The organism is Aeromonas sp. 84A, assembly GCF_051919345.1.
GTDB classification, from domain to species: Bacteria; Pseudomonadota; Gammaproteobacteria; order Enterobacterales; family Aeromonadaceae; genus Aeromonas; species Aeromonas veronii.
The window spans coordinates 288,634-307,500 of record NZ_JBQBEW010000001.1 but is presented as its reverse complement, the minus strand read 5'-3'; the positions used below and the strand labels follow the sequence as shown (position 1 = coordinate 307,500).

Annotated in this window: 13 protein-coding genes, 1 tRNA gene and 2 rRNA genes (1 of these 16 only partly in view); 14 read left to right on the top strand and 2 right to left on the bottom strand. The window is 59.0% G+C overall.

Translation table 11 applies throughout. The annotated features are described in order from the left end of the window. From ACTG20_RS01455 to hemB, 14 genes are all read left to right on the top strand, one after another. A 23S ribosomal RNA gene (locus ACTG20_RS01455) occupies window positions 1–2,748 on the top strand (it extends 142 nt beyond the left edge of the window). Window positions 2,749–2,868: 120 nt separating this feature from the next. After that, window positions 2,869–2,983: ribosomal RNA gene (rrf, locus tag ACTG20_RS01450) — 5S ribosomal RNA — on the top strand. 46 nt (window positions 2,984–3,029) lie between these two features. Then, window positions 3,030–3,105: transfer RNA gene (locus ACTG20_RS01445), tRNA-Thr, on the top strand. A gap of 251 nt (window positions 3,106–3,356) precedes the next feature. Then, window positions 3,357–4,601 carry a cytosine permease gene (gene codB / locus ACTG20_RS01440; RefSeq protein ID WP_005355867.1) on the top strand — a complete coding sequence of 415 codons (1,245 nt, stop codon included), beginning with the start codon at window positions 3,357–3,359 and terminating at the stop codon, window positions 4,599–4,601. Further along, window positions 4,595–5,860 (top strand): cytosine deaminase, encoded by a 1,266-nt coding sequence (locus ACTG20_RS01435; RefSeq protein ID WP_139732641.1) that lies wholly within the window; start codon window positions 4,595–4,597, stop codon window positions 5,858–5,860. The genes codB and ACTG20_RS01435 overlap by 7 nt, the downstream gene beginning before the upstream one ends. 95 nt (window positions 5,861–5,955) lie before the next feature. Further along, window positions 5,956–6,333 (top strand): fluoride efflux transporter CrcB, encoded by a 378-nt coding sequence (crcB, locus tag ACTG20_RS01430; RefSeq protein WP_194494566.1) that lies wholly within the window; start codon window positions 5,956–5,958, stop codon window positions 6,331–6,333. 65 nt (window positions 6,334–6,398) lie between these two features. Beyond that, window positions 6,399–7,151: a bifunctional demethylmenaquinone methyltransferase/2-methoxy-6-polyprenyl-1,4-benzoquinol methylase UbiE gene (gene ubiE, locus ACTG20_RS01425; RefSeq protein ID WP_005342396.1), complete on the top strand. Its 753-nt coding sequence runs from the start codon at window positions 6,399–6,401 to the stop codon at window positions 7,149–7,151. An 8-nt stretch (window positions 7,152–7,159) separates the two neighbouring features. Then, window positions 7,160–7,768 (top strand): ubiquinone biosynthesis accessory factor UbiJ, encoded by a 609-nt coding sequence (locus ACTG20_RS01420; RefSeq protein WP_005339380.1) that lies wholly within the window; start codon window positions 7,160–7,162, stop codon window positions 7,766–7,768. Next, a complete protein-coding gene (ubiB, locus tag ACTG20_RS01415; protein WP_194494567.1) occupies window positions 7,768–9,408 on the top strand; it encodes a ubiquinone biosynthesis regulatory protein kinase UbiB in 1,641 nt (546 codons plus the stop codon). The genes ACTG20_RS01420 and ubiB overlap by 1 nt, the downstream gene beginning before the upstream one ends. Before the next feature lie 42 nt (window positions 9,409–9,450). After that, the gene (gene tatA, locus ACTG20_RS01410; RefSeq protein WP_005339385.1) at window positions 9,451–9,702 is read left to right on the top strand and encodes a Sec-independent protein translocase subunit TatA; all 252 of its coding nucleotides are present in this window, start codon (window positions 9,451–9,453) and stop codon (window positions 9,700–9,702) included. A 3-nt stretch (window positions 9,703–9,705) separates the two neighbouring features. Further along, window positions 9,706–10,170 (top strand): Sec-independent protein translocase protein TatB, encoded by a 465-nt coding sequence (gene tatB / locus ACTG20_RS01405; protein ID WP_005342398.1) that lies wholly within the window; start codon window positions 9,706–9,708, stop codon window positions 10,168–10,170. After that, window positions 10,167–10,922 carry a twin-arginine translocase subunit TatC gene (tatC, locus tag ACTG20_RS01400; RefSeq protein ID WP_194494568.1) on the top strand — a complete coding sequence of 252 codons (756 nt, stop codon included), beginning with the start codon at window positions 10,167–10,169 and terminating at the stop codon, window positions 10,920–10,922. Before tatB ends, tatC begins: the two co-directional genes overlap by 4 nt. Before the next feature lie 188 nt (window positions 10,923–11,110). Beyond that, a complete protein-coding gene (locus ACTG20_RS01395; RefSeq protein ID WP_194494569.1) occupies window positions 11,111–11,896 on the top strand; it encodes a TatD family hydrolase in 786 nt (261 codons plus the stop codon). A 3-nt stretch (window positions 11,897–11,899) separates the two neighbouring features. Further along, window positions 11,900–12,916 (top strand): porphobilinogen synthase, encoded by a 1,017-nt coding sequence (hemB, locus tag ACTG20_RS01390; protein WP_005357271.1) that lies wholly within the window; start codon window positions 11,900–11,902, stop codon window positions 12,914–12,916. Between the two features lie 83 nt (window positions 12,917–12,999). On the opposite strand, the gene ACTG20_RS01385 is transcribed toward hemB, so the two are convergent. Continuing rightward, a complete protein-coding gene (locus ACTG20_RS01385) occupies window positions 13,000–16,506 on the bottom strand; it encodes a hypothetical protein (RefSeq protein WP_194494570.1) in 3,507 nt (1,168 codons plus the stop codon). 168 nt (window positions 16,507–16,674) lie between these two features. Further along, the gene (locus tag ACTG20_RS01380; RefSeq protein ID WP_194494571.1) at window positions 16,675–18,867 is read right to left on the bottom strand and encodes an immunoglobulin-like domain-containing protein; all 2,193 of its coding nucleotides are present in this window, start codon (window positions 18,865–18,867) and stop codon (window positions 16,675–16,677) included.

Below are 18,867 nucleotides of genomic sequence, written 5' to 3'. Positions count from 1 at the left end.
GCTAGGTATCGCTGCGTGAATACATAGCGTAGCGAGGCGAACCGGGAGAACTGAAACATCTAAGTACCCCGAGGAAAAGAAATCAACCGAGATTCCCTCAGTAGCGGCGAGCGAACGGGGATTAGCCCTTAAGCATCTTGGAAGTTAGTGGAACGGTCCTGGAAAGGCCGGCGATACAGGGTGATAGCCCCGTACACGAAAACAACCTTGATGTGAAATCGAGTAGGGCGGGACACGTGACATCCTGTCTGAATATGGGGGGACCATCCTCCAAGGCTAAATACTCCTGACTGACCGATAGTGAACCAGTACCGTGAGGGAAAGGCGAAAAGAACCCCTGTGAGGGGAGTGAAATAGAACCTGAAACCGTGTACGTACAAGCAGTGGGAGCCCTTCGGGGTGACTGCGTACCTTTTGTATAATGGGTCAGCGACTTACATTTTGTAGCGAGGTTAACCGTATAGGGGAGCCGTAGGGAAACCGAGTCTTAACTGGGCGTCTAGTTGCAAGGTGTAGACCCGAAACCGGGTGATCTAGCCATGGGCAGGTTGAAGGTTGAGTAACATCAACTGGAGGACCGAACCCACTAACGTTGCAAAGTTAGGGGATGACCTGTGGCTGGGGGTGAAAGGCCAATCAAACTCGGAGATAGCTGGTTCTCCCCGAAAGCTATTTAGGTAGCGCCTCGGACGAATACTACTGGGGGTAGAGCACTGTTTGGGCTAGGGGGTCATCCCGACTTACCAACCCCATGCAAACTCCGAATACCAGTAAGTAATATCCGGGAGACACACGGCGGGTGCTAACGTCCGTCGTGAAGAGGGAAACAACCCAGACCGCCGGCTAAGGTCCCAAAGTTCTGGTTAAGTGGGAAACGATGTGGGAAGGCTCAGACAGCTAGGATGTTGGCTTAGAAGCAGCCATCATTTAAAGAAAGCGTAATAGCTCACTAGTCGAGTCGGCCTGCGCGGAAGATGTAACGGGGCTCAAACCAGGCACCGAAGCCGCGGATTCACACTTATGTGTGAGTGGTAGGGGAGCGTTCTGTAAGTCTGCGAAGGTGTGTCGAGAGGCATGCTGGAGATATCAGAAGTGCGAATGCTGACGTAAGTAACGATAAAGGGGGTGAAAAGCCTCCTCGCCGGAAGACCAAGGGTTCCTGTCCAACGTTAATCGGGGCAGGGTGAGTCGACCCCTAAGGCGAGGCCGAAAGGCGTAGTCGATGGGAAGCAGGTTAATATTCCTGCACGACTTGTAATTGCGATGGGGGGACGGAGAAGGCTAGGTGGGCCAGGCGACGGTTGTCCTGGTGAAAGTGCGTAGGTGGTGTTTGTAGGCAAATCCGCAGACACAACGCTGAGACACGAGACGAACGCACCACGGTGCGGAAGTCATTGATGCCCTGCTTCCAGGAAAAGCCTCTAAGCTTCAGATTACAAGTCATCGTACCCCAAACCGACACAGGTGGTCGGGTAGAGAATACCAAGGCGCTTGAGAGAACTCGGGTGAAGGAACTAGGCAAAATAGAACCGTAACTTCGGGAGAAGGTTCGCTCTTGATGGTGAAGTCCCTTGCGGATGGAGCTGTCGGGAGTCGCAGTGACCAGATGGCTGGGACTGTTTATCAAAAACACAGCACTCTGCAAACACGAAAGTGGACGTATAGGGTGTGACACCTGCCCGGTGCCGGAAGGTTAATTGATGGGGTTAGCGCAAGCGAAGCTCTTGATCGAAGCCCCGGTAAACGGCGGCCGTAACTATAACGGTCCTAAGGTAGCGAAATTCCTTGTCGGGTAAGTTCCGACCTGCACGAATGGTGTAACCATGGCCATGCTGTCTCCACCCGAGACTCAGTGAAATCGAATTCGCCGTGAAGATGCGGTGTACCCGCGGCTAGACGGAAAGACCCCGTGAACCTTTACTACAGCTTGGCACTGAACATTGAACCTACATGTGTAGGATAGGTGGGAGGCTTTGAAGGCGTGACGCCAGTTGCGCTGGAGCCGTCCTTGAAATACCACCCTTGTATGTTTGATGTTCTAACGCAGGGCCCTGAATCGGGCTCGCGGACAGTGCCTGGTGGGTAGTTTGACTGGGGCGGTCTCCTCCCAAAGAGTAACGGAGGAGCACGAAGGTTGGCTAATCCTGGTCGGACATCAGGAGGTTAGTGCAATGGCATAAGCCAGCTTAACTGCGAGACGGACAGGTCGAGCAGGTACGAAAGTAGGTCATAGTGATCCGGTGGTTCTGAATGGAAGGGCCATCGCTCAACGGATAAAAGGTACTCCGGGGATAACAGGCTGATACCGCCCAAGAGTTCATATCGACGGCGGTGTTTGGCACCTCGATGTCGGCTCATCACATCCTGGGGCTGAAGTCGGTCCCAAGGGTATGGCTGTTCGCCATTTAAAGTGGTACGCGAGCTGGGTTCAGAACGTCGTGAGACAGTTCGGTCCCTATCTGCCGTGGGCGTTGGATGATTGAAGGGAGTTGCTCCTAGTACGAGAGGACCGGAGTGAACGAACCTCTGGTGTTCGGGTTGTCACGCCAGTGGCACTGCCCGGTAGCTAAGTTCGGAATCGATAACCGCTGAAAGCATCTAAGCGGGAAGCGAGCCCTGAGATGAGTCATCCCTGACCCCTTGAGGGTCCTAAAGGGCCGTTGGAGACCACAACGTTGATAGGTGGGGTGTGTAAGCGCAGTGATGTGTTGAGCTAACCCATACTAATTACCCGTGAGGCTTAACCATACAACACCCAAGAAGTGTTCTAAGGCTTGTAGCAAACCTAAGCGAACTACTAATTCAGTGATAGCGAAGCCAACAGGCAACCTCGTTATTCACGTCAGCTTTCTCAGATTGAAGAATTTGCCTGGCGGCCATAGCGCCGTGGAACCACCTGATCCCATGCCGAACTCAGAAGTGAAACGCGGTAGCGCCGATGGTAGTGTGGCATTCGCCATGCGAGAGTAGGACACTGCCAGGCACCCAATTTCAAGATTACGCCCAGCGTGGTCTTTACCGGTTAGTGTGCTGATATGGCTCAGTCGGTAGAGCGCATCCTTGGTAAGGATGAGGTCCCCAGTTCGATTCTGGGTATCAGCACCATTAAATAGAAAGCCTCCCTGAAAAGGGAGGCTTTTTTGCATCTGTCATTTTTCTTATATCCCCTTACATTTCCTATTCCGCAACCCCCTCTGCTTGCAGCCGACACTGTTTATCTGCTGGTTTGAGTCCTAATGTGTTACTCATTTGACTGCTATTGATGGTTTTATCCAGTGATTTAACCATGATTGATTGACGTAAAACGTTTTACATGTAAAATCCGGCGCGTTTTGCCTATTACGTGGAGAGAGAGCATGGCGCAGGATAACGAATACTGTTTGGGGGCGGTACCCGCCAAAGGGCGCAAAGGTGTGCTGTCGCTGATGCTGGTGATGCTCGGCCTGACCTTCTTCTCTGCCAGCATGTGGACCGGTGGTGCGCTGGGTACCGGGCTGGTATTCGATGACTTCATCAAGGCGGTACTTATCGGCAACTTGTTGCTGGGTATCTACACAGCTTGTCTCGGTTATATCGGTGCCTCAACCGGCCTCTCTACCCATCTGCTGGCTCGTTACTCCTTTGGGGTGAAAGGTTCCTGGCTGCCATCCCTGCTGCTCGGCGGTACTCAGGTCGGCTGGTTTGGCGTGGGCGTGGCGATGTTTGCCCTGCCGGTGCAGAAGGCGACCGGCATAGATGTGAACTGGCTGATCGCCATTTCGGGCATGTTGATGACGGTGACCGTCTACTTCGGGATCTCCGCCCTGATGGTGCTGAGCTTTGTGGCCGTACCGGCCATTGCACTGCTTGGCGGCTACTCGGTCTGGCTGGCGGTGACCTCGACCGGTGGCATGGCTGCACTGCAGCAGGTACAACCAAGCAATCCCATCGAGTTCACCACGGCGCTGACCATGGTGGTCGGTTCCTTTATCAGTGCAGGAACCCTGACCGCCGACTTTGTCCGCTTTGGTCGCAAACCTTGGGGCGCCGTCATGATTACCATGGTGGCGTTTTTTTTGGGCAACACGCTAATGTTCGTCTTCGGTGCAGCTGGTGCGGCGGTAACGGGGCAGGCCGATATCTCGGAAGTGATGCTGATGCAGGGGCTGTTGATCCCCGCCATTCTGGTGCTGGGCCTCAATATCTGGACCACCAACGACAACGCTCTCTACGCCTCCGGCCTCGGTTTTGCCAACATTACCGGTCTCAAGAGCAAGCCCCTCAGCGTGATCAACGGCCTCATCGGTACGGCTTGCGCCCTCTGGCTTTACAACAACTTTGTCGGCTGGCTGGCCTTTTTGAGTACGGCAATTCCGCCGATCGGTGGCATTATCATCATGGATTTCCTGCTCAATCGTGAGCGTTACCGTCAGTTTGCCGATCAGCAGTTCGAGACGGTGCGCTGGCAGGCGCTGGTCGCCACGGCAGTCGGGGTGGCTGTCGGCAAGTGGCTGCCGGGCATAGTGCCACTCAACGCGGTATTGGGCGCCGCCTTCACCTATTTCATTCTGGTTCGCCTCACCCAGCGGCCGGTTCTGGTACAGGAAGCTAACAAATGCTGATTCAACATATTCGTTTGGCCGATCGGGAAGGGTTGTGGCAGATCCGCTGTCAGGATGGGGTCATCACCGCCATCGAACCCCATGACGAACATGCCGTCGCCGGTCGGGTGCTGGACGGGGAGGGTGGTCTGGCGATTGCCCCCTTTATCGAACCCCACATTCACCTCGATACCACCCAGACGGCGGGCGAGCCGAGCTGGAACCTCTCCGGCACTCTGTTCGAGGGGATCGAGCGCTGGGCCGAACGCAAGGCGCTGCTGACCCATGAGGATGTGAAACAGCGCGCTATCCAGACGCTGAAGTGGCAGATCGCCAACGGCATCCAGTTCGTCCGTACTCACGTCGATGTCTCCGACCCCAATCTGGTCGCGCTCAAGGCGATGCTGGAAGTGCGGGAGGAGATGAAGGAGTGGGTGGAGCTGCAGATCGTTGCCTTCCCGCAGGAGGGGATCCTCTCCTACCCCAATGGCAAGGCACTGCTGGAGGAGGCGCTCAAGCTGGGGGCCGATGTGATCGGTGCGATCCCTCACTTCGAGTTCACTCGGGAATATGGGGTCGAAAGTCTGCACTACATCTTCGATCTTGCCGAGAAGTATCAGGTTCTGGTCGATGTGCACTGCGACGAGATCGATGACGAGCAGTCCCGTTTTATCGAGACGCTGGCGACCCTGGCCTACGAGCGGGGTATCGGTCATAGAGTCACCGCCAGTCACACCACCGCCATGCACTCCTACAACGGTGCTTATGCTTCCCGCCTGTTCCGTCTGCTCAAGATGGCGGACATCAACTTCGTGGCCAATCCGCTGGTGAACATTCACCTGCAGGGGCGGTTCGATACCTATCCCAAACGCCGCGGCATTACTCGGGTGAAGGAGATGCTGGAGGCGAACATCAACGTCTGTTTCGGTCACGACGACGTGTTCGATCCCTGGTATCCCATGGGCACCGCCAACATGTTGCAGGTGCTGCACATGGGGCTGCATGTCTGCCAGATCATGGGTTACGAGCAGATCAACGACGGTCTGAAGCTGATCAGCAGCCACAGCGCCCGCACCCTGAATGTGCAGGATCGCTATGGTATCGAGGTGGGCAAACCGGCCAACCTGTTGGTCCTGCCCGCCGAGAACGGCTTCGATGCGGTGCGCCGTCAGGTGCCGGTGCGTTACTCGATCCGCCACGGCAAGGTGATTGCCCAGACCCGCCCGGCCCAGACCGAGATCGTGCTGGGTCAGCCAGAGCCCATCGATTTTCGCCGCTGAGATTTCAATCAGGCTGGATGTCGATTAGTTCCGCCTCTGGGCACAAGGGCCGCCATTGCGACATAATGGCGGCCTGACCCTGAGGGAGTGACACCATGCAAACCTGGTTCTATGTTGCTGCAGGGGGCGCCATCGGCGCCTGCCTTCGTTTTGGGATTGCCGAACTGATGGCCTTGCTGCTGGGGCGCCACTTTCCTTACGGGACTCTGGTGGTCAACGTGGTGGGCTCTTTCATCATGGGGGTGGCATTTGCCCTCATCAGTCATGGTCATGTGGTAGAACACCCGATGAAGCCGTTGCTGATGGTGGGGATCCTCGGTGCCCTGACTACTTTCTCTTCCTTTGCCCTCGATACGGTAGTGCTGGCTCAACATGGAGCCTATCTGAAAGCGCTGCTCAATATCGCTCTCAATCTCTTCCTCTGTCTTGCCATGGTGGTGCTGGGCATGCAGTTGGTTGCGAGCCGGGTTTAAGGTGTCCGGACGCCAGTGGCTCTGGTAAACTGGCGGCCATTCTTTGCTCTATGGGTGTTTAAGGGATGTCAGAACAAGCAACGACAACGCATTTTGGCTTTAAAACCGTGGCCGCGACCGAGAAGGAAACTCTGGTAGCAGGTGTCTTCCATTCGGTGGCAGCCAAGTATGATCTGATGAACGATCTGATGTCGTTCGGCATCCACCGCCTGTGGAAGCGCTTCACCATCGACTGCTCCGGTGTGCGCAAGGGCCAGAAGGTGCTGGATCTGGCCGGTGGTACCGGTGACTTGACCGCCAAGTTCTCCCGCATCGTCGGCGAGACCGGTCAGGTGGTGCTGGCAGATATCAACGACTCCATGCTGAAAGTGGGCCGCGACAAGCTGCGCAATCTGGGGGTCGCCAACAACGTCTCCTACGTGCAGGCCAATGCCGAGGCGCTCCCCTTCCCGGATAACCACTTCGACGTCATCACCATCGGCTTCGGCCTGCGCAACGTCACCGACAAGGACAAGGCGCTCGCCTCCATGTTCCGGGTGCTCAAGCCGGGTGGCCGTCTGCTGGTGCTGGAGTTCTCCAAGCCGGTCAGCGAAGTGATCGCCAAGCTCTATGACCTCTACTCCTTCAAACTGCTGCCGAAAATGGGCGAAATCGTCGCGAACGACAGTGAAAGCTACAAATATCTGGCAGAGTCTATTCGTATGCACCCGGATCAACAGACCCTGGCTGGCATGATGGAAAATGTCGGTTTCGAGCAGGTGGAGTACTTCAATCTGACTCAGGGTGTGGTCGCCCTGCACCGCGGTTACAAGTTTTAAGGTTGCCTATGCCGATGGATGCCATGGTCACCGCGGTGATCGAAACCAGCCTCAACCAGTTGCTGGCGCTGGACAAACAGAGCCCGGAGCGGCTGCGCAAACTGGTGGGCAAGGTGCTCAAGCTGGAGCTGCGTGAACTCAAGCCGCTCTGGTTTGTCTTCTCCGAGCGTCGACTGGATGTGCTGGCCCAGCATGAAGGGGAGGCTGATGCGGTGCTCAGCCTGTCGCTGACCGCCCTTGGTCTGCTGAAAGACCCGTCCGCCCTGACCCGTTATATCCGCGAGGAGAAACTGGATCTGAGCGGTGATCCCCAGCTGGTGCAGGCATTCAGCGTGCTGCTGGGTGAGCTGGATATCGACTGGGAGGAGGAGCTGTCGCGCTATACCGGCGACGTGCTGGCCCACACCCTGTTCAGCGGTGCCCGTCAGGCGCGTCGTCTGGTCGGCCGCGAGCTGTGCCGCACCCGCAGCCAGCTGGCGGAATATCTGACCGAAGAGGCCCGCCTAGCCCCCGGCCCGCTGGAAGTGGCGAGTTTCAACGATGACGTCGAGGTGCTGGCCCAGCAGCTCAAGGCCGTCGAACTGCGGCTGGCCCGCTTCGAACAGCAGGTGACCTGATGACCCCGAAGGAGTTCAAACGCCTCTATCGCATCATCACCATCCTGCTGGAGCAGGGCATCGACGAACTGGTGCCCGCCCGCTATCAACCCTGGCCGGGTCGTCTGGCCCGTCGCTCCCTGTTCTGGCTCAAGAACAAGCAACCGGATCTCAGCCGCGGTGCCCGCATTCGCCTCGCCTTCGAGGCTCTTGGCCCCATCTTCATCAAGTTTGGCCAGATGCTCTCGACCCGCCGCGACCTGCTGCCGCCGGATATCGCCGAAGAGCTGGCCCTGCTGCAGGACAGGGTGCCCCCCTTCTGTGGTCAGGCGGCGCGCCAGCAGATCGAGCTGAGCCTGGGTTGTCCCATCGAAACCCTGTTTGACGACTTCGACGAGACGCCGCTGGCGTCGGCCTCCATCGCGCAGGTGCATACTGCCCGGCTGAAGGAGAGTGGCCGCGAGATTGTCATCAAGGTGATCCGTCCCGACATCGAGCCTGTCATCGAGGCCGACCTGAGACTGATGCAGGCGCTGGCCCGTCTGGTTGCCCGTTTTGTGCCCCAGAGTGCGCGGCTGCGCCCCATCGAGGTGGTGGAGGAGTATCGCAAGACCATCCTCGACGAGCTGAATTTGATGCGCGAAGCGGCCAACGCCATCCAGCTACGCCGCAATTTCACCGGCTCCGAGGCGCTCTATGTGCCTGAAATCATCACCGACCTCTGCCGCGAGCAGGTGCTGGTGATGGAGCGGATCTACGGTATTCCGGTCTCCGACATTCCTGCGCTGGAAGCCAACGGCACCAACATGAAGCTGCTGGCCGAGCGCGGAGTAGAGGTCTTCTTCACCCAGGTGTTCCGCGACAGCTTCTTCCATGCCGATATGCACCCGGGCAACATCTTCGTCTCTTACGAACATCCGGAAAACCCGCTCTGGATCGGCATCGACTGCGGCATCGTAGGTACCCTCAATCGGGAAGACAAACGCTATCTGGCGGAGAACTTCCTCGCCTTCTTCAACCGAGACTATCGTCGGGTGGCGGAGCTGCACGTGGAGTCGGGCTGGGTACCGGCAGACACCAAGGTGGACGAGTTCGAGTTTGCCATCCGCACCGTGCTGGAGCCCATCTTCGAGAAGCCGCTCTCCGAGATCTCGTTCGGTCACGTGCTGCTCAACCTGTTCAACACCGCGCGTCGCTTCCATATGACGGTGCAGCCGCAGCTGGTGCTGCTGCAAAAGACCCTGCTCTATGTGGAAGGGTTGGGGCGTCAGCTCTACCCGCAGCTCGATTTGTGGCAGACCGCCAAGCCGTTCCTCGAAAACTGGATGCACGAACAGGTCGGGCCCAAGTCGGTATTGAACGCTATCAAGGAGAAGGCGCCATTCTGGGCGGAGAAGCTGCCGGAGCTGCCGGAGCTGGTCTATGAGACCCTGCGCCAGACCCGTCATCAGCAGCGTCATTTCGACCAGATGTTTGCCGAGTTCCGCCGTCACAGCCGTCGGCAGGGGCAGGCCCGCTACCTCTTAGGGGTTGGAGCCAGCCTGCTATTGGCGGGTGTATTCTTGCTGACCCAAAAACAATACATTGAGTGGGGACAAGCCAGTCTCGCCGGTGCAGCCCTCTGCTGGCTGGTCGGCTGGTTGCGAACCCGTTCCCATTAATCAACAACCGCGCCGTCAGGCGCCTGTTCTGGAGAGAAAATCATGGGTGGTATCAGTATTTGGCAATTGTTGATCATCGCAGTCATCGTCGTGCTGCTGTTCGGTACCAAGAAACTGCGCGGCATTGGCGGTGATCTGGGCGCGGCGGTCAAAGGGTTCAAGAAAGCCCTCTCCGACGAGCCGGCTGATGCCAAGGCCGAGCAGAAAGATGCCGAGTTTCCCCCGAAACAGCTGAACGAAGCGGCCACTCAGAGCAGTGAGACCGCCAAACAGAAAGACAAAGACCAGGCCTAAGCCATGTTCGATATCGGTTTTTGGGAGCTGGTCGTTATCGGTGTGGTAGCACTGGTGGTACTGGGGCCCGAGCGGCTGCCGGTTGCCATCCGCACGGCTACCCACTGGATCCGCCTCATTCGTTCGACCGCGAACTCGGTCAAGTCCGAGCTGGAGCAGGAGCTCAAGTTGCAAGAGCTGCATAACGACCTCAAGAAGGCCGAACAGTTGCAGATGAGCAACCTGAGCCCCGAGCTGCAGGAGTCCATCGAACAGCTCAAAGCGGCGGCCCAGTCGGTCAATCGCCCCTATCAGGTGGAGAACGAGATCCGTCCGCCGCGCCCCGAGCCGGTCGCCCAGGCGGAGCCTGCCACGCCGGTGGAGCCTGCAGTGCAGCTGAGCCACGACGTGCCACCGGTCAATAGCCAGCGGGAGAGCGAGCCGGTGCCGGTCAGCGACTCCGCAGTAAAAGGGGAGGTGAAGCCATGAGTCAGGCCGAACAACCCCTGATCAGCCATCTGGTTGAGCTGAGAACCCGTTTGCTGCGCTCCATTACCGCCATCCTCGTGGTGTTTCTGGCGCTGATCTACTTCTCCAACAACATCTACGACTTCGTGGCCCAGCCGCTGCTCAGCCAGTTGCCGGAAGGGACCAGCATGATCGCGACGGATGTGGCGACCCCCTTCCTGACGCCGATCAAGCTTACCCTGGTGGTCTCCTTCTTCGTGGCGATCCCCTATCTGCTCTATCAGGCCTGGGCCTTTATCGCCCCCGGTCTGTACCAGCATGAGCGGCGGCTGATCATGCCGTTGGTGGTCTCCAGCGCCCTGCTGTTCTATGCGGGAATGGCGTTCGCCTACTACGTGGTGTTCCCGCTGGTGTTCGGTTTCTTCACCAGCACCGCACCCGCCGGGGTGACGGTGGCGACCGACATCGCCAGCTATCTGGACTTCGTACTGACCCTGTTCTTCGCATTCGGGGTGGCGTTCGAAATTCCGGTGGCGACCATACTGCTCTGCTGGACTGGCGTGACCACACCGCAAAACCTGAAGGAGAAACGTCCTTACGTCGTCGTCGGGGTGTTTGTGGTCGGCATGCTGCTGACGCCGCCTGATGTCTTCTCCCAGACCCTGCTCGCCATCCCGATGTGGGCGCTGTGGGAGATTGGTCTGTTCTTCGCCCGCTTCTACGTGAAGAAAGAGGAGGAAGAGCAACAGGAACAACCGGATGTGGAGAGCTGAGGCTCTGTTCGTCACCTGTTTGCCGGATGGCGAGAGGATGACGAAGTCCGCAGGAATAGCAGAACGAGGGGAGCTTAGGCTCCCTTCCTCTTTTCATGCTCCCGTTCGAGGCGTATGGTAAGACCCCATTCGGTAGATGGTTTTCAAATACCTGATATGTATTCCTTTTGTTCGGAACGTCTCATTCCATGATCGATATCGGTTTAAACCTGACCAGCAGCCAGTTCGTCGGTGAACAGCCTGAGCTGGTGGCCCGTGCCCGCGCCGCCGGAGTGGAAGCGCTGATCCTCACCGGTACCGATCTGGCGGGTAGCCGCGAGAGCGCTGAGTTGGCCGCCCGCTGGCCGGGCTACTGCTTCTCCACCGCCGGGGTACACCCTCACGATGCCAAGAGTGTCGATGAGGCGACCCTACCCGCCTTGCGCGAGCTGGCAGCCTTGCCGCAGGTGGTGGCTATTGGCGAGTGCGGCCTCGACTACAACCGCGACTTCTCACCCCGTCCGGTGCAGGATGCGGTATTCGACGCCCAGCTGGCACAGGCCGCCGAGCTTGGGATGCCGGTGTTTCTCCACTGCCGCGATGCACACGCCCGTTTTATCGAGATCCTCCGTCCCTGGTTGCCGAAACTACCGGGAGCCGTGCTGCACTGCTTCACCGGCTCCGACGAGGAGCTGGACGAGTGTCTGGCGCTGGGGCTGCATATCGGGGTGACTGGCTGGCTCTGCGACGAGCGCCGTGGTCAGCTGCTGCGCGAACAGGTGGCCCGCATTCCGGCCGGTCGGCTGATGATCGAGACCGATGCCCCCTATCTGGTGCCGCGGGATCTGAAACCGCGCCCGAAACGCAATGAACCCGCTTTTTTGCCGCACATCGCCCAGGTGGTGGCGGCCTGTCGTGGTGAAGCGCCCGAGGCCTTGCTGGCCCATACCCGGGCCACCTCCGCCGCGTTCTTCCAACTTCCTCTCCAGGAGTGATTCATGGCTACAACTCTTCCGGGCGCCTTTCCGGGCCGCCGCCTGCGCCGTCTGCGCAAACATGATTTCAGCCGTCGTCTGGTGCGCGAGAACGTACTGACCGTCAACGATCTCATCTATCCGGTGTTTGTGCTGGAAGGGGAGAACCGCCGTGAAGCCGTTCCCTCCATGCCGGGGGTGGAGCGTCTCTCCATCGATCTGCTGCTGGAAGAGGCTGCCGAGCTGGTGGAGCTGGGCGTGCCCGCTATCGCCCTGTTCCCGGTGACCCCGCTGGAGAGCAAGAGCCTGATGGCGGAAGAGGCCTACAACCCGAACGGGCTGGCCCAGCGAACCGTGCGTGCCCTCAAGGCCCGCTTCCCGGAGCTGGGGGTCATCACCGACGTGGCGCTCGATCCGTTCACCACCCACGGTCAGGACGGCATCATCGATGATGAAGGCTATGTGCTGAACGACATCACCACCGAGATCCTGATCAAGCAGGCACTCTCCCACGCCGAAGCCGGGGTCGATATAGTCGCGCCGTCCGACATGATGGATGGCCGCATCGGCGCCATCCGCGCTGCGCTGGAAGAGAATGGCTTCATCAACACCCAGATCATGGCCTACTCCGCCAAGTACGCCTCCTGCTACTACGGCCCGTTCCGTGATGCGGTTGGCTCTGCCGGCAACCTCGGCAAGAGCAACAAGGCTACCTATCAGATGGACCCGGCCAACAGCAACGAAGCCCTGCACGAAGTGGCGCTGGATATTCAGGAAGGGGCCGACAGCGTGATGGTCAAGCCGGGTATGCCCTATCTGGACGTGGTTCGTCAGGTGAAGGATCAGTTCGGCGTGCCGACCTTCGCCTATCAGGTGAGCGGCGAGTACGCCATGCACATGGCGGCGATCCAGAATGGCTGGCTGAAAGAGAAGGAGACCATCATGGAGTCCCTGCTCTGCTTCAAGCGGGCCGGGGCCGATGGCATCCTCACCTACTTCGCCAAGCGCGTGGCGCAGTGGTTGAAGGAAGATGCCCGTTAAGCCGGGTTGAAGAGAAAAACGAGAGGGGGAGCCGATGGCTCCCCCTCTGTCGTTATGGCTCTCTTTTGGTCACGAGCGGCTGATTACAGCTTGATCCAGGCATCGCTCCAGTGGCTGCCGGTACCCGGTGCATAGTGGCTGGCCACACCACCGCACCAGCCACTGTAGGGCCAGGGTTTGCACTCGTAGTCGCCACCGGCATTGCTGACCCGTTCGCCACTCTGATAAGCGGTGCCCGCAACATAGGCCGGGTAGCTGCCGTTACTACCGTCATTGTCACCACCCGGAGCCTGTTCCACCAATGCCAGGGTGAAGCGGCGCTCGAAGCCCTGCTTGCTCCCCTCAGCCATGCCCGCCAGCAACAGCTCGTAACTGCCGGCCGCAAGGCCCGACTGTGCCAGCTGCAGGGAACCCTGACCATCGATCAGGGCGCTGCCGGTGGCGACCGGATTGCCATCCTGCAACAGGGTCGCGGTGACGGTCACCGGGTTGGCGGTGGTCAGTGTCAGGCTGAAGTCGAGCGCGCCGTTGACGATGAAGTATTCAGCCGCCAGATCGGTGACGGTGAAGTCACTGCTGCTACCGGTAGTGGGCAGAATGAAGTCTCCGCTCAGGTAGGTGAGACCGGTCCAGCCGGAGCTGGTCAGCCAGTGCTTGCCATTGGTCTGATAGACGTTGGGCAACTGGGTGCACTGTTTGTTGTCATTAACGAAGCCGATACCGTAAAAGCCCGCCACATTCTTGTAGCAGAGCTGGCGACCATTCTGGTGCAGCACTGGCTGATCCAGCTTGCCCTTGTGGTGGAGTGACAGCCAGTCAAACTGGTTGATGGCCGAGACCAGCGGCACAAACTGGCCATCGGGCTGACGATAACGGATCAGGGATCCGGCATCACAGAGCAGACCCTCAGCCTGCTGTTCGACGTAGCCGTAGTACTGCTCGCCATCCTGGAAGGTGAATCGGCAGAGATTGCCTTTCTCCGACTCCTTGGGGATCCAGCCCATCAGCAGTCGCTCCTGATTGGTCAGGGCCGCCAGCTGCCCGGCACTGAAGTCGCTGCCGTTGGCTACCCAGCCTTGCGGCATGGTGGAGAATTGCATGAAGTAGTGGTCGGTATAGTACATGTGGCTGTCAGCGCGGTGCTTGCGAGCCCCCTGGCTGACCGAGTTGTAGCGATAGATGTCGTTTTCCGGCTTGTGGAAACCGTTGAGATCATCGTCCAGATAGGGCAGGTCGCCCTTGCGGATATGGTAGTTGGCCATACCCGTCATCAGGGGATGCCAGCCGTGGCTGCCACGGGCAAACGCGCTCTCATGGCTGTAGGACTTCCCATCGAAGCCGTGGCCAAATTCGTGGGCAATGATGCCCCAGCCGCCGTAGTAGTGGCTGACAAAGTTAAAGGTATCGACCCCGGTGATGCCACCACTCCCCAGCCCGCCCCCCATGGCGGTGATCCCCAGGTTGAGGTAGGGGCGCTTCATCAGGCTGTGGTAGTAGTAGTCATAATCGGCGGCCGTAAAGATCCCGTTCGGCACATAGCTGTTGCCGCCATTGCCGAACATCTCGTAGCCGTTCACCGCCTTGAAGTTGTACCAGACGTGTTTGAACTCCTCGGTCGAGACCATGTAGGCCAGGTTGGTGGCGATGATCAGCCACTCGCGGGCGTAGAGGGCATTGATGGGGCGCCAGGAGCCGCTGGTGTTGGTGGCGAAGCGCACGTTCCAGCTTGGCTTGAGGCGTGCCAGCTTCTGGGCAAACGGATCCGAGTTGGAGCTGAACCTGTGCTCGAACTGGGCAGGCAGATTGATGCTGTTGTCGAGCAGGTTGTTGAGATCAAACACGCCATCGCGGCTGGCGCTGTTGAAGCGTCCCTGCTCGCCAAAGGCGCTCAGTGGCAGGGTGATTTGGGCATAGGCGGGCAGGCGATCGAGCTGGCCCAGGATCAGCCACTTGTTGATACCGTTCAGGCGTGACTCGATATTGATGTCATGCAGCTCTTTGGCGGCATAGTTGGTGATGCGCACCGTGTCGTTATCAAGCAGCTCGGTCTTGACCAGCGAATTGATGTTGACCGAACGCTGGGCGCGATCGATCAGCACCTCGTAGGGTTCGTCATTGCGCAGTATGTAGCTGACTGTGGCCGGCATCAGCTGATCGAAGATCAGCGGGCGAGCCGGCAACTGCTCGTCGGCCGTGAAGCTGATCTCCTTGCTCAGCAACTGGTTGAAACCCAGGCCGCGTTCGTTGGCGGTGACAAGCGCCGAGCCCGCCAGCTGGAGATCTTTCAGCGCCGCCACAGGCTGCTGGTTGATCTCCCGGACAGTAAAGGTCGGGTTCTTGAACTGAAAGTCGTTGGCGATCAGGGTATCGACATCATGCCATTCGATGCGGTCCTTGAAGTTCACCACCAGTCGATCGCCATCCATGTCGATTTTTTGCAGATTGCTGTCGGCGATCACCTGCTCAGGCGCCAGCGGGGTGTTGCTGGCGATGGCATCAGCCAGTTTGCGCAGGTCATAGATGTAGTAGTTTTTGCCGGCGGTGTGGGCCAGCAGATAGTCACCCACCTGATGGAGTTGCACCAGACGGTGGCTGTATTTTCCTTCAAAGGCGAGCCGACCGGCGATGGGGGTCTTGAGGCTGTTCTCCGGCGTCACATCCTGCTGGCGGTAGACCTTGATCTCGCTCAGCGCATCGGCCACCAGCACGTAATCCTGATTGGCAAAGATGGCCTGGGCGCGGTGCAGGCTGTTGCTGCCGGAATCCCGACCGGTTCCCAGGGTGGTGACATAGCGATGCTCGTCGGCCAGATCGAAGATATCGACCCGGTGCGAGTAGCGCGAGACCACGTAGAGCAGGTTGTTGCGGACAAACAGTTCGCTGACCTGGTTGTAGGCCGTGGCACTGCCGGTTTCGGTGCCGCGGATCTCGCCAATCTGCTGGCGGCTCGGGATATCGATAATGGCCACATGGCCCGGATTGCCGTTCTGGCTGACATAGAGCCGATCCTGATAGCGCTCGACCGCCGTGATCAGGCTGGGGTCCAGCCCCAGCTGGTCGGCCGCCAGCTCCTCGCCTTTGTCCAGATATTGCAGCGAGGTGGCAAACGAGTTGACGCTGCAGGAGCTGGTCTCCATCACCACCCGGGTGCGTTCGCCATTCTGGATCTGGCCGTGGGGGAAGTACTCCAGCAGACAGCCGTTGCCGTAGTCATAGTTGCCAAAGCGCTTGTTGACCGCTACGACCCCACCGTCGTACCAGGTCAGCTCCCACTCCTCATCGAAGAAATCAAAGACGTTACGAATGGCTGTTTCGTCGAAAAAGTGGGGTTTGGGCAGATCGAACAGGATGTGGTTATCCGCCGTCAGCGGGTAGAGCAGGCCGTTGATGGCAAGGTGGCGCTTGCCATCCTTGATGATCACGTTCTGCTCGTCAGCCGCACTCTGATGCAGCGCGGCGAGGCGCGCCGTCATCTGTTCGTAGTGCTCCTGATAGGTTTGTTTGAAATAGGCTTGTTCGCGCTCATCGGCCACGACATGGGCCGACAGCAGCAAACCGAGCAGGGTGGCAAGCTTGGTGGTTCTTGGCATGGTGATTTCCTTATCTTGGTTGTTGTTGGACGTTTTTTGGTGCTTGGCAAGCATGTAAAAGAGAGGGGCTAACCCGTCCGGGTCAGTGCATCCTGCCCATCGGCAGCGTGGCCGACGGGCAGGATATGGGCGGGGGCCTGTCAGCCCCCGTTAGTGGTTGGGGCAAGGTCAGAGCTTGATCCAGGCATCGCTCCAGGCGCTGCCGGTACCCGGCGCATAGTGGCTGGTCGAGCCGCCACACCAGCCGCTGTACGGCCAGGGTTTGCACTCGTAGTTGCCACCGGCATTGCTGACCCGATCACCGGCCTGATAGCTGGTGTTTGGGGCATAGGCCGGGTAGTCGCCATCGCTGCCGCCGTTGTCGCTCTCTTCGGTCAGGGTGACCGGGAAGCGTTGCACCACCGGCTGCTGGCCGTCAGCCAGACCGGTGATGACCACGTCGTAGCTGCCATCGGTGACGTTGCTGCCCTGCAGTACCAGGGTGCTGGTGCCGTTCACCTGGCTGCTGGTGGTGCCGTGGCTGTGGCCGCTCTGCTCCAGAGTTGCGGTGATCTGTACCGGGTTGGCGGTGGTCAGGTTGAAGCGGATGCTGACCTGACCGTTGACTATGGTGTACTCGCTCGCCATGGCGCTGACGGTGAAGTCGCTGCTGCCTTCGGCGGGTGGCGTTGTGCCGCCGCAGTCGCTGTCGCCCTGTACGCGCCAGACGCCCCAGTCACCCGTGGTACCCGGCTCTTCGTTCTGGGTCCACCAGCCTGCCAGCCAGTTCTTGCCGTTGTGGCTGACGATGTCGCCGCCCACATAGACCTTCTTGGCATCCCAGCTGTTTTCACAGACGGCGCCCTGCTCCCTGACGGTCACGTTGCGCTGTTGGGTTACCTGCTGACCGGCGCTGTCGCTCACCTGATAGTTGAGGGTGTAGCGGCCGACCTTGCTGCTGTCGACGTTGCCGCTGACCTTGATTTGGGCGGTCAGGTCGCCATCTTCCTCATCGTGGGCGCTGACGCCGGTCATCGGATCGAAAGCGGTACCCAGCTCCAGCGTGGTGTCGGTGACGCCGCTGAACACCGGCTTCATGCTGTAGACCTCGATGGTACGTATCTGCTCGGTGACGTTGTTGTCGCGATCGCTCACCTTGTAGGTGAGGGGGTAGAGGCCGATGCGCTGGCTATCTACCGAACCTTCCACCTGGATCTGGCCAGTCAGGTCGCCATCTTCCTTGTCGTTGGCGCTGACACCGGCCAGCGGATCAAAGGCGGTACCCTGCTTGATGCGGGTATCGCTCAGGCCGCTGAACACCGGCTTGCCGTTGTCGACCGGAGGCGTGATCTCCTGATCGTGGATGAAGGGGCCGTAGTTCTTGATGAAGGATTCGTTGTAGGACTGACCGGCGGCGTTGCGGCCAATGTCCCAGTTGATGGACCAGGTCATCACGCCACGCAGCGGTTGCCCCTCGCTCTTCAGGCGGTTGAAGGCGTTGTAGAGTTTCTGCGGATCCTGCACATAGCCGGTGGCGGCGGCATCGATGTTGGTCGGAATGCCGAACACCAGCTTGTCATGGGGGATCTTGTAGAAGCCGCGGGTTCCGTTGCTCAGCGAATCCGCCATGTAGTAGATGAACTCTTCTTTCAGGGCATCGTTGTTCTGGGCAATCCAGCCGATCCCATCGATGTAGATACCGTCACCACCCTGGTTGTAGAACTGGGGGTTGATCCAGTCGTAGTAGCCTTCCAGATTGCGGATATAGGGGATGTAGGCGCCAGTCTGGGTCAGATAGGGGAACTCCGGCGCCATGGTGATGAGGAAGTTTTTCCCCTGAGCGCGGTAGTGATCCTTGACCAGACGCAGGGCCGCCGGGATCACGGTCTGGTTGTTGGCGGCAGTGATGGCGGCCTGTTCCAGGTCGATATCCAGCCCGTCGAAGCCATAGGTCTCCACCAGACGGATGATCTCGTCGGCAAAGGCCTGCTCCTGACCCTTGCGCAGCTCGATGTGCGCATCGGCACCGCCCAGCGCCAGCAGCACGGCACGGCCCTGACGGTTCAGCTCGGCGATCTGCTCGATAAACTGGCTTTCGCTCATGCCGATGGCCGGGTCGAGTTTGAAGGTGGGGATGGGATCGCTGCCATACACCTTCATGAAGGAGACATCGACCACGTTATATTGCGGGTTGACCTGATCGAGCTTGACGCAGGGGGCGATACCGCCCTTGTAGCCCGAGCCGTCACACCAGTTGTGCCAGTAGCCGACCACTACGCCGGACTGGGGGTTGACCATCGCCTGACCGGCACTGGCGGCATATGCCATGGGGGCGCCCATGCCGAGCAGGCAGCCAAGCAGGGATAATTTGAGTTTGTTCAT

Coding starts and splice junctions, on each gene's coding strand:
- codB (WP_005355867.1), top strand. CDS start 3,357: ATGGCGCAGGATAACGAATACTGTTTGGGGGCGGTACCCGCCAAAGGG.
- ACTG20_RS01435 (WP_139732641.1), top strand. CDS start 4,595: ATGCTGATTCAACATATTCGTTTGGCCGATCGGGAAGGGTTGTGGCAG.
- crcB (WP_194494566.1), top strand. CDS start 5,956: ATGCAAACCTGGTTCTATGTTGCTGCAGGGGGCGCCATCGGCGCCTGC.
- ubiE (WP_005342396.1), top strand. CDS start 6,399: ATGTCAGAACAAGCAACGACAACGCATTTTGGCTTTAAAACCGTGGCC.
- ACTG20_RS01420 (WP_005339380.1), top strand. CDS start 7,160: ATGCCGATGGATGCCATGGTCACCGCGGTGATCGAAACCAGCCTCAAC.
- ubiB (WP_194494567.1), top strand. CDS start 7,768: ATGACCCCGAAGGAGTTCAAACGCCTCTATCGCATCATCACCATCCTG.
- tatA (WP_005339385.1), top strand. CDS start 9,451: ATGGGTGGTATCAGTATTTGGCAATTGTTGATCATCGCAGTCATCGTC.
- tatB (WP_005342398.1), top strand. CDS start 9,706: ATGTTCGATATCGGTTTTTGGGAGCTGGTCGTTATCGGTGTGGTAGCA.
- tatC (WP_194494568.1), top strand. CDS start 10,167: ATGAGTCAGGCCGAACAACCCCTGATCAGCCATCTGGTTGAGCTGAGA.
- ACTG20_RS01395 (WP_194494569.1), top strand. CDS start 11,111: ATGATCGATATCGGTTTAAACCTGACCAGCAGCCAGTTCGTCGGTGAA.
- hemB (WP_005357271.1), top strand. CDS start 11,900: ATGGCTACAACTCTTCCGGGCGCCTTTCCGGGCCGCCGCCTGCGCCGT.
- ACTG20_RS01385 (WP_194494570.1), bottom strand. CDS start 16,506: ATGCCAAGAACCACCAAGCTTGCCACCCTGCTCGGTTTGCTGCTGTCG.
- ACTG20_RS01380 (WP_194494571.1), bottom strand. CDS start 18,867: ATGAACAAACTCAAATTATCCCTGCTTGGCTGCCTGCTCGGCATGGGC.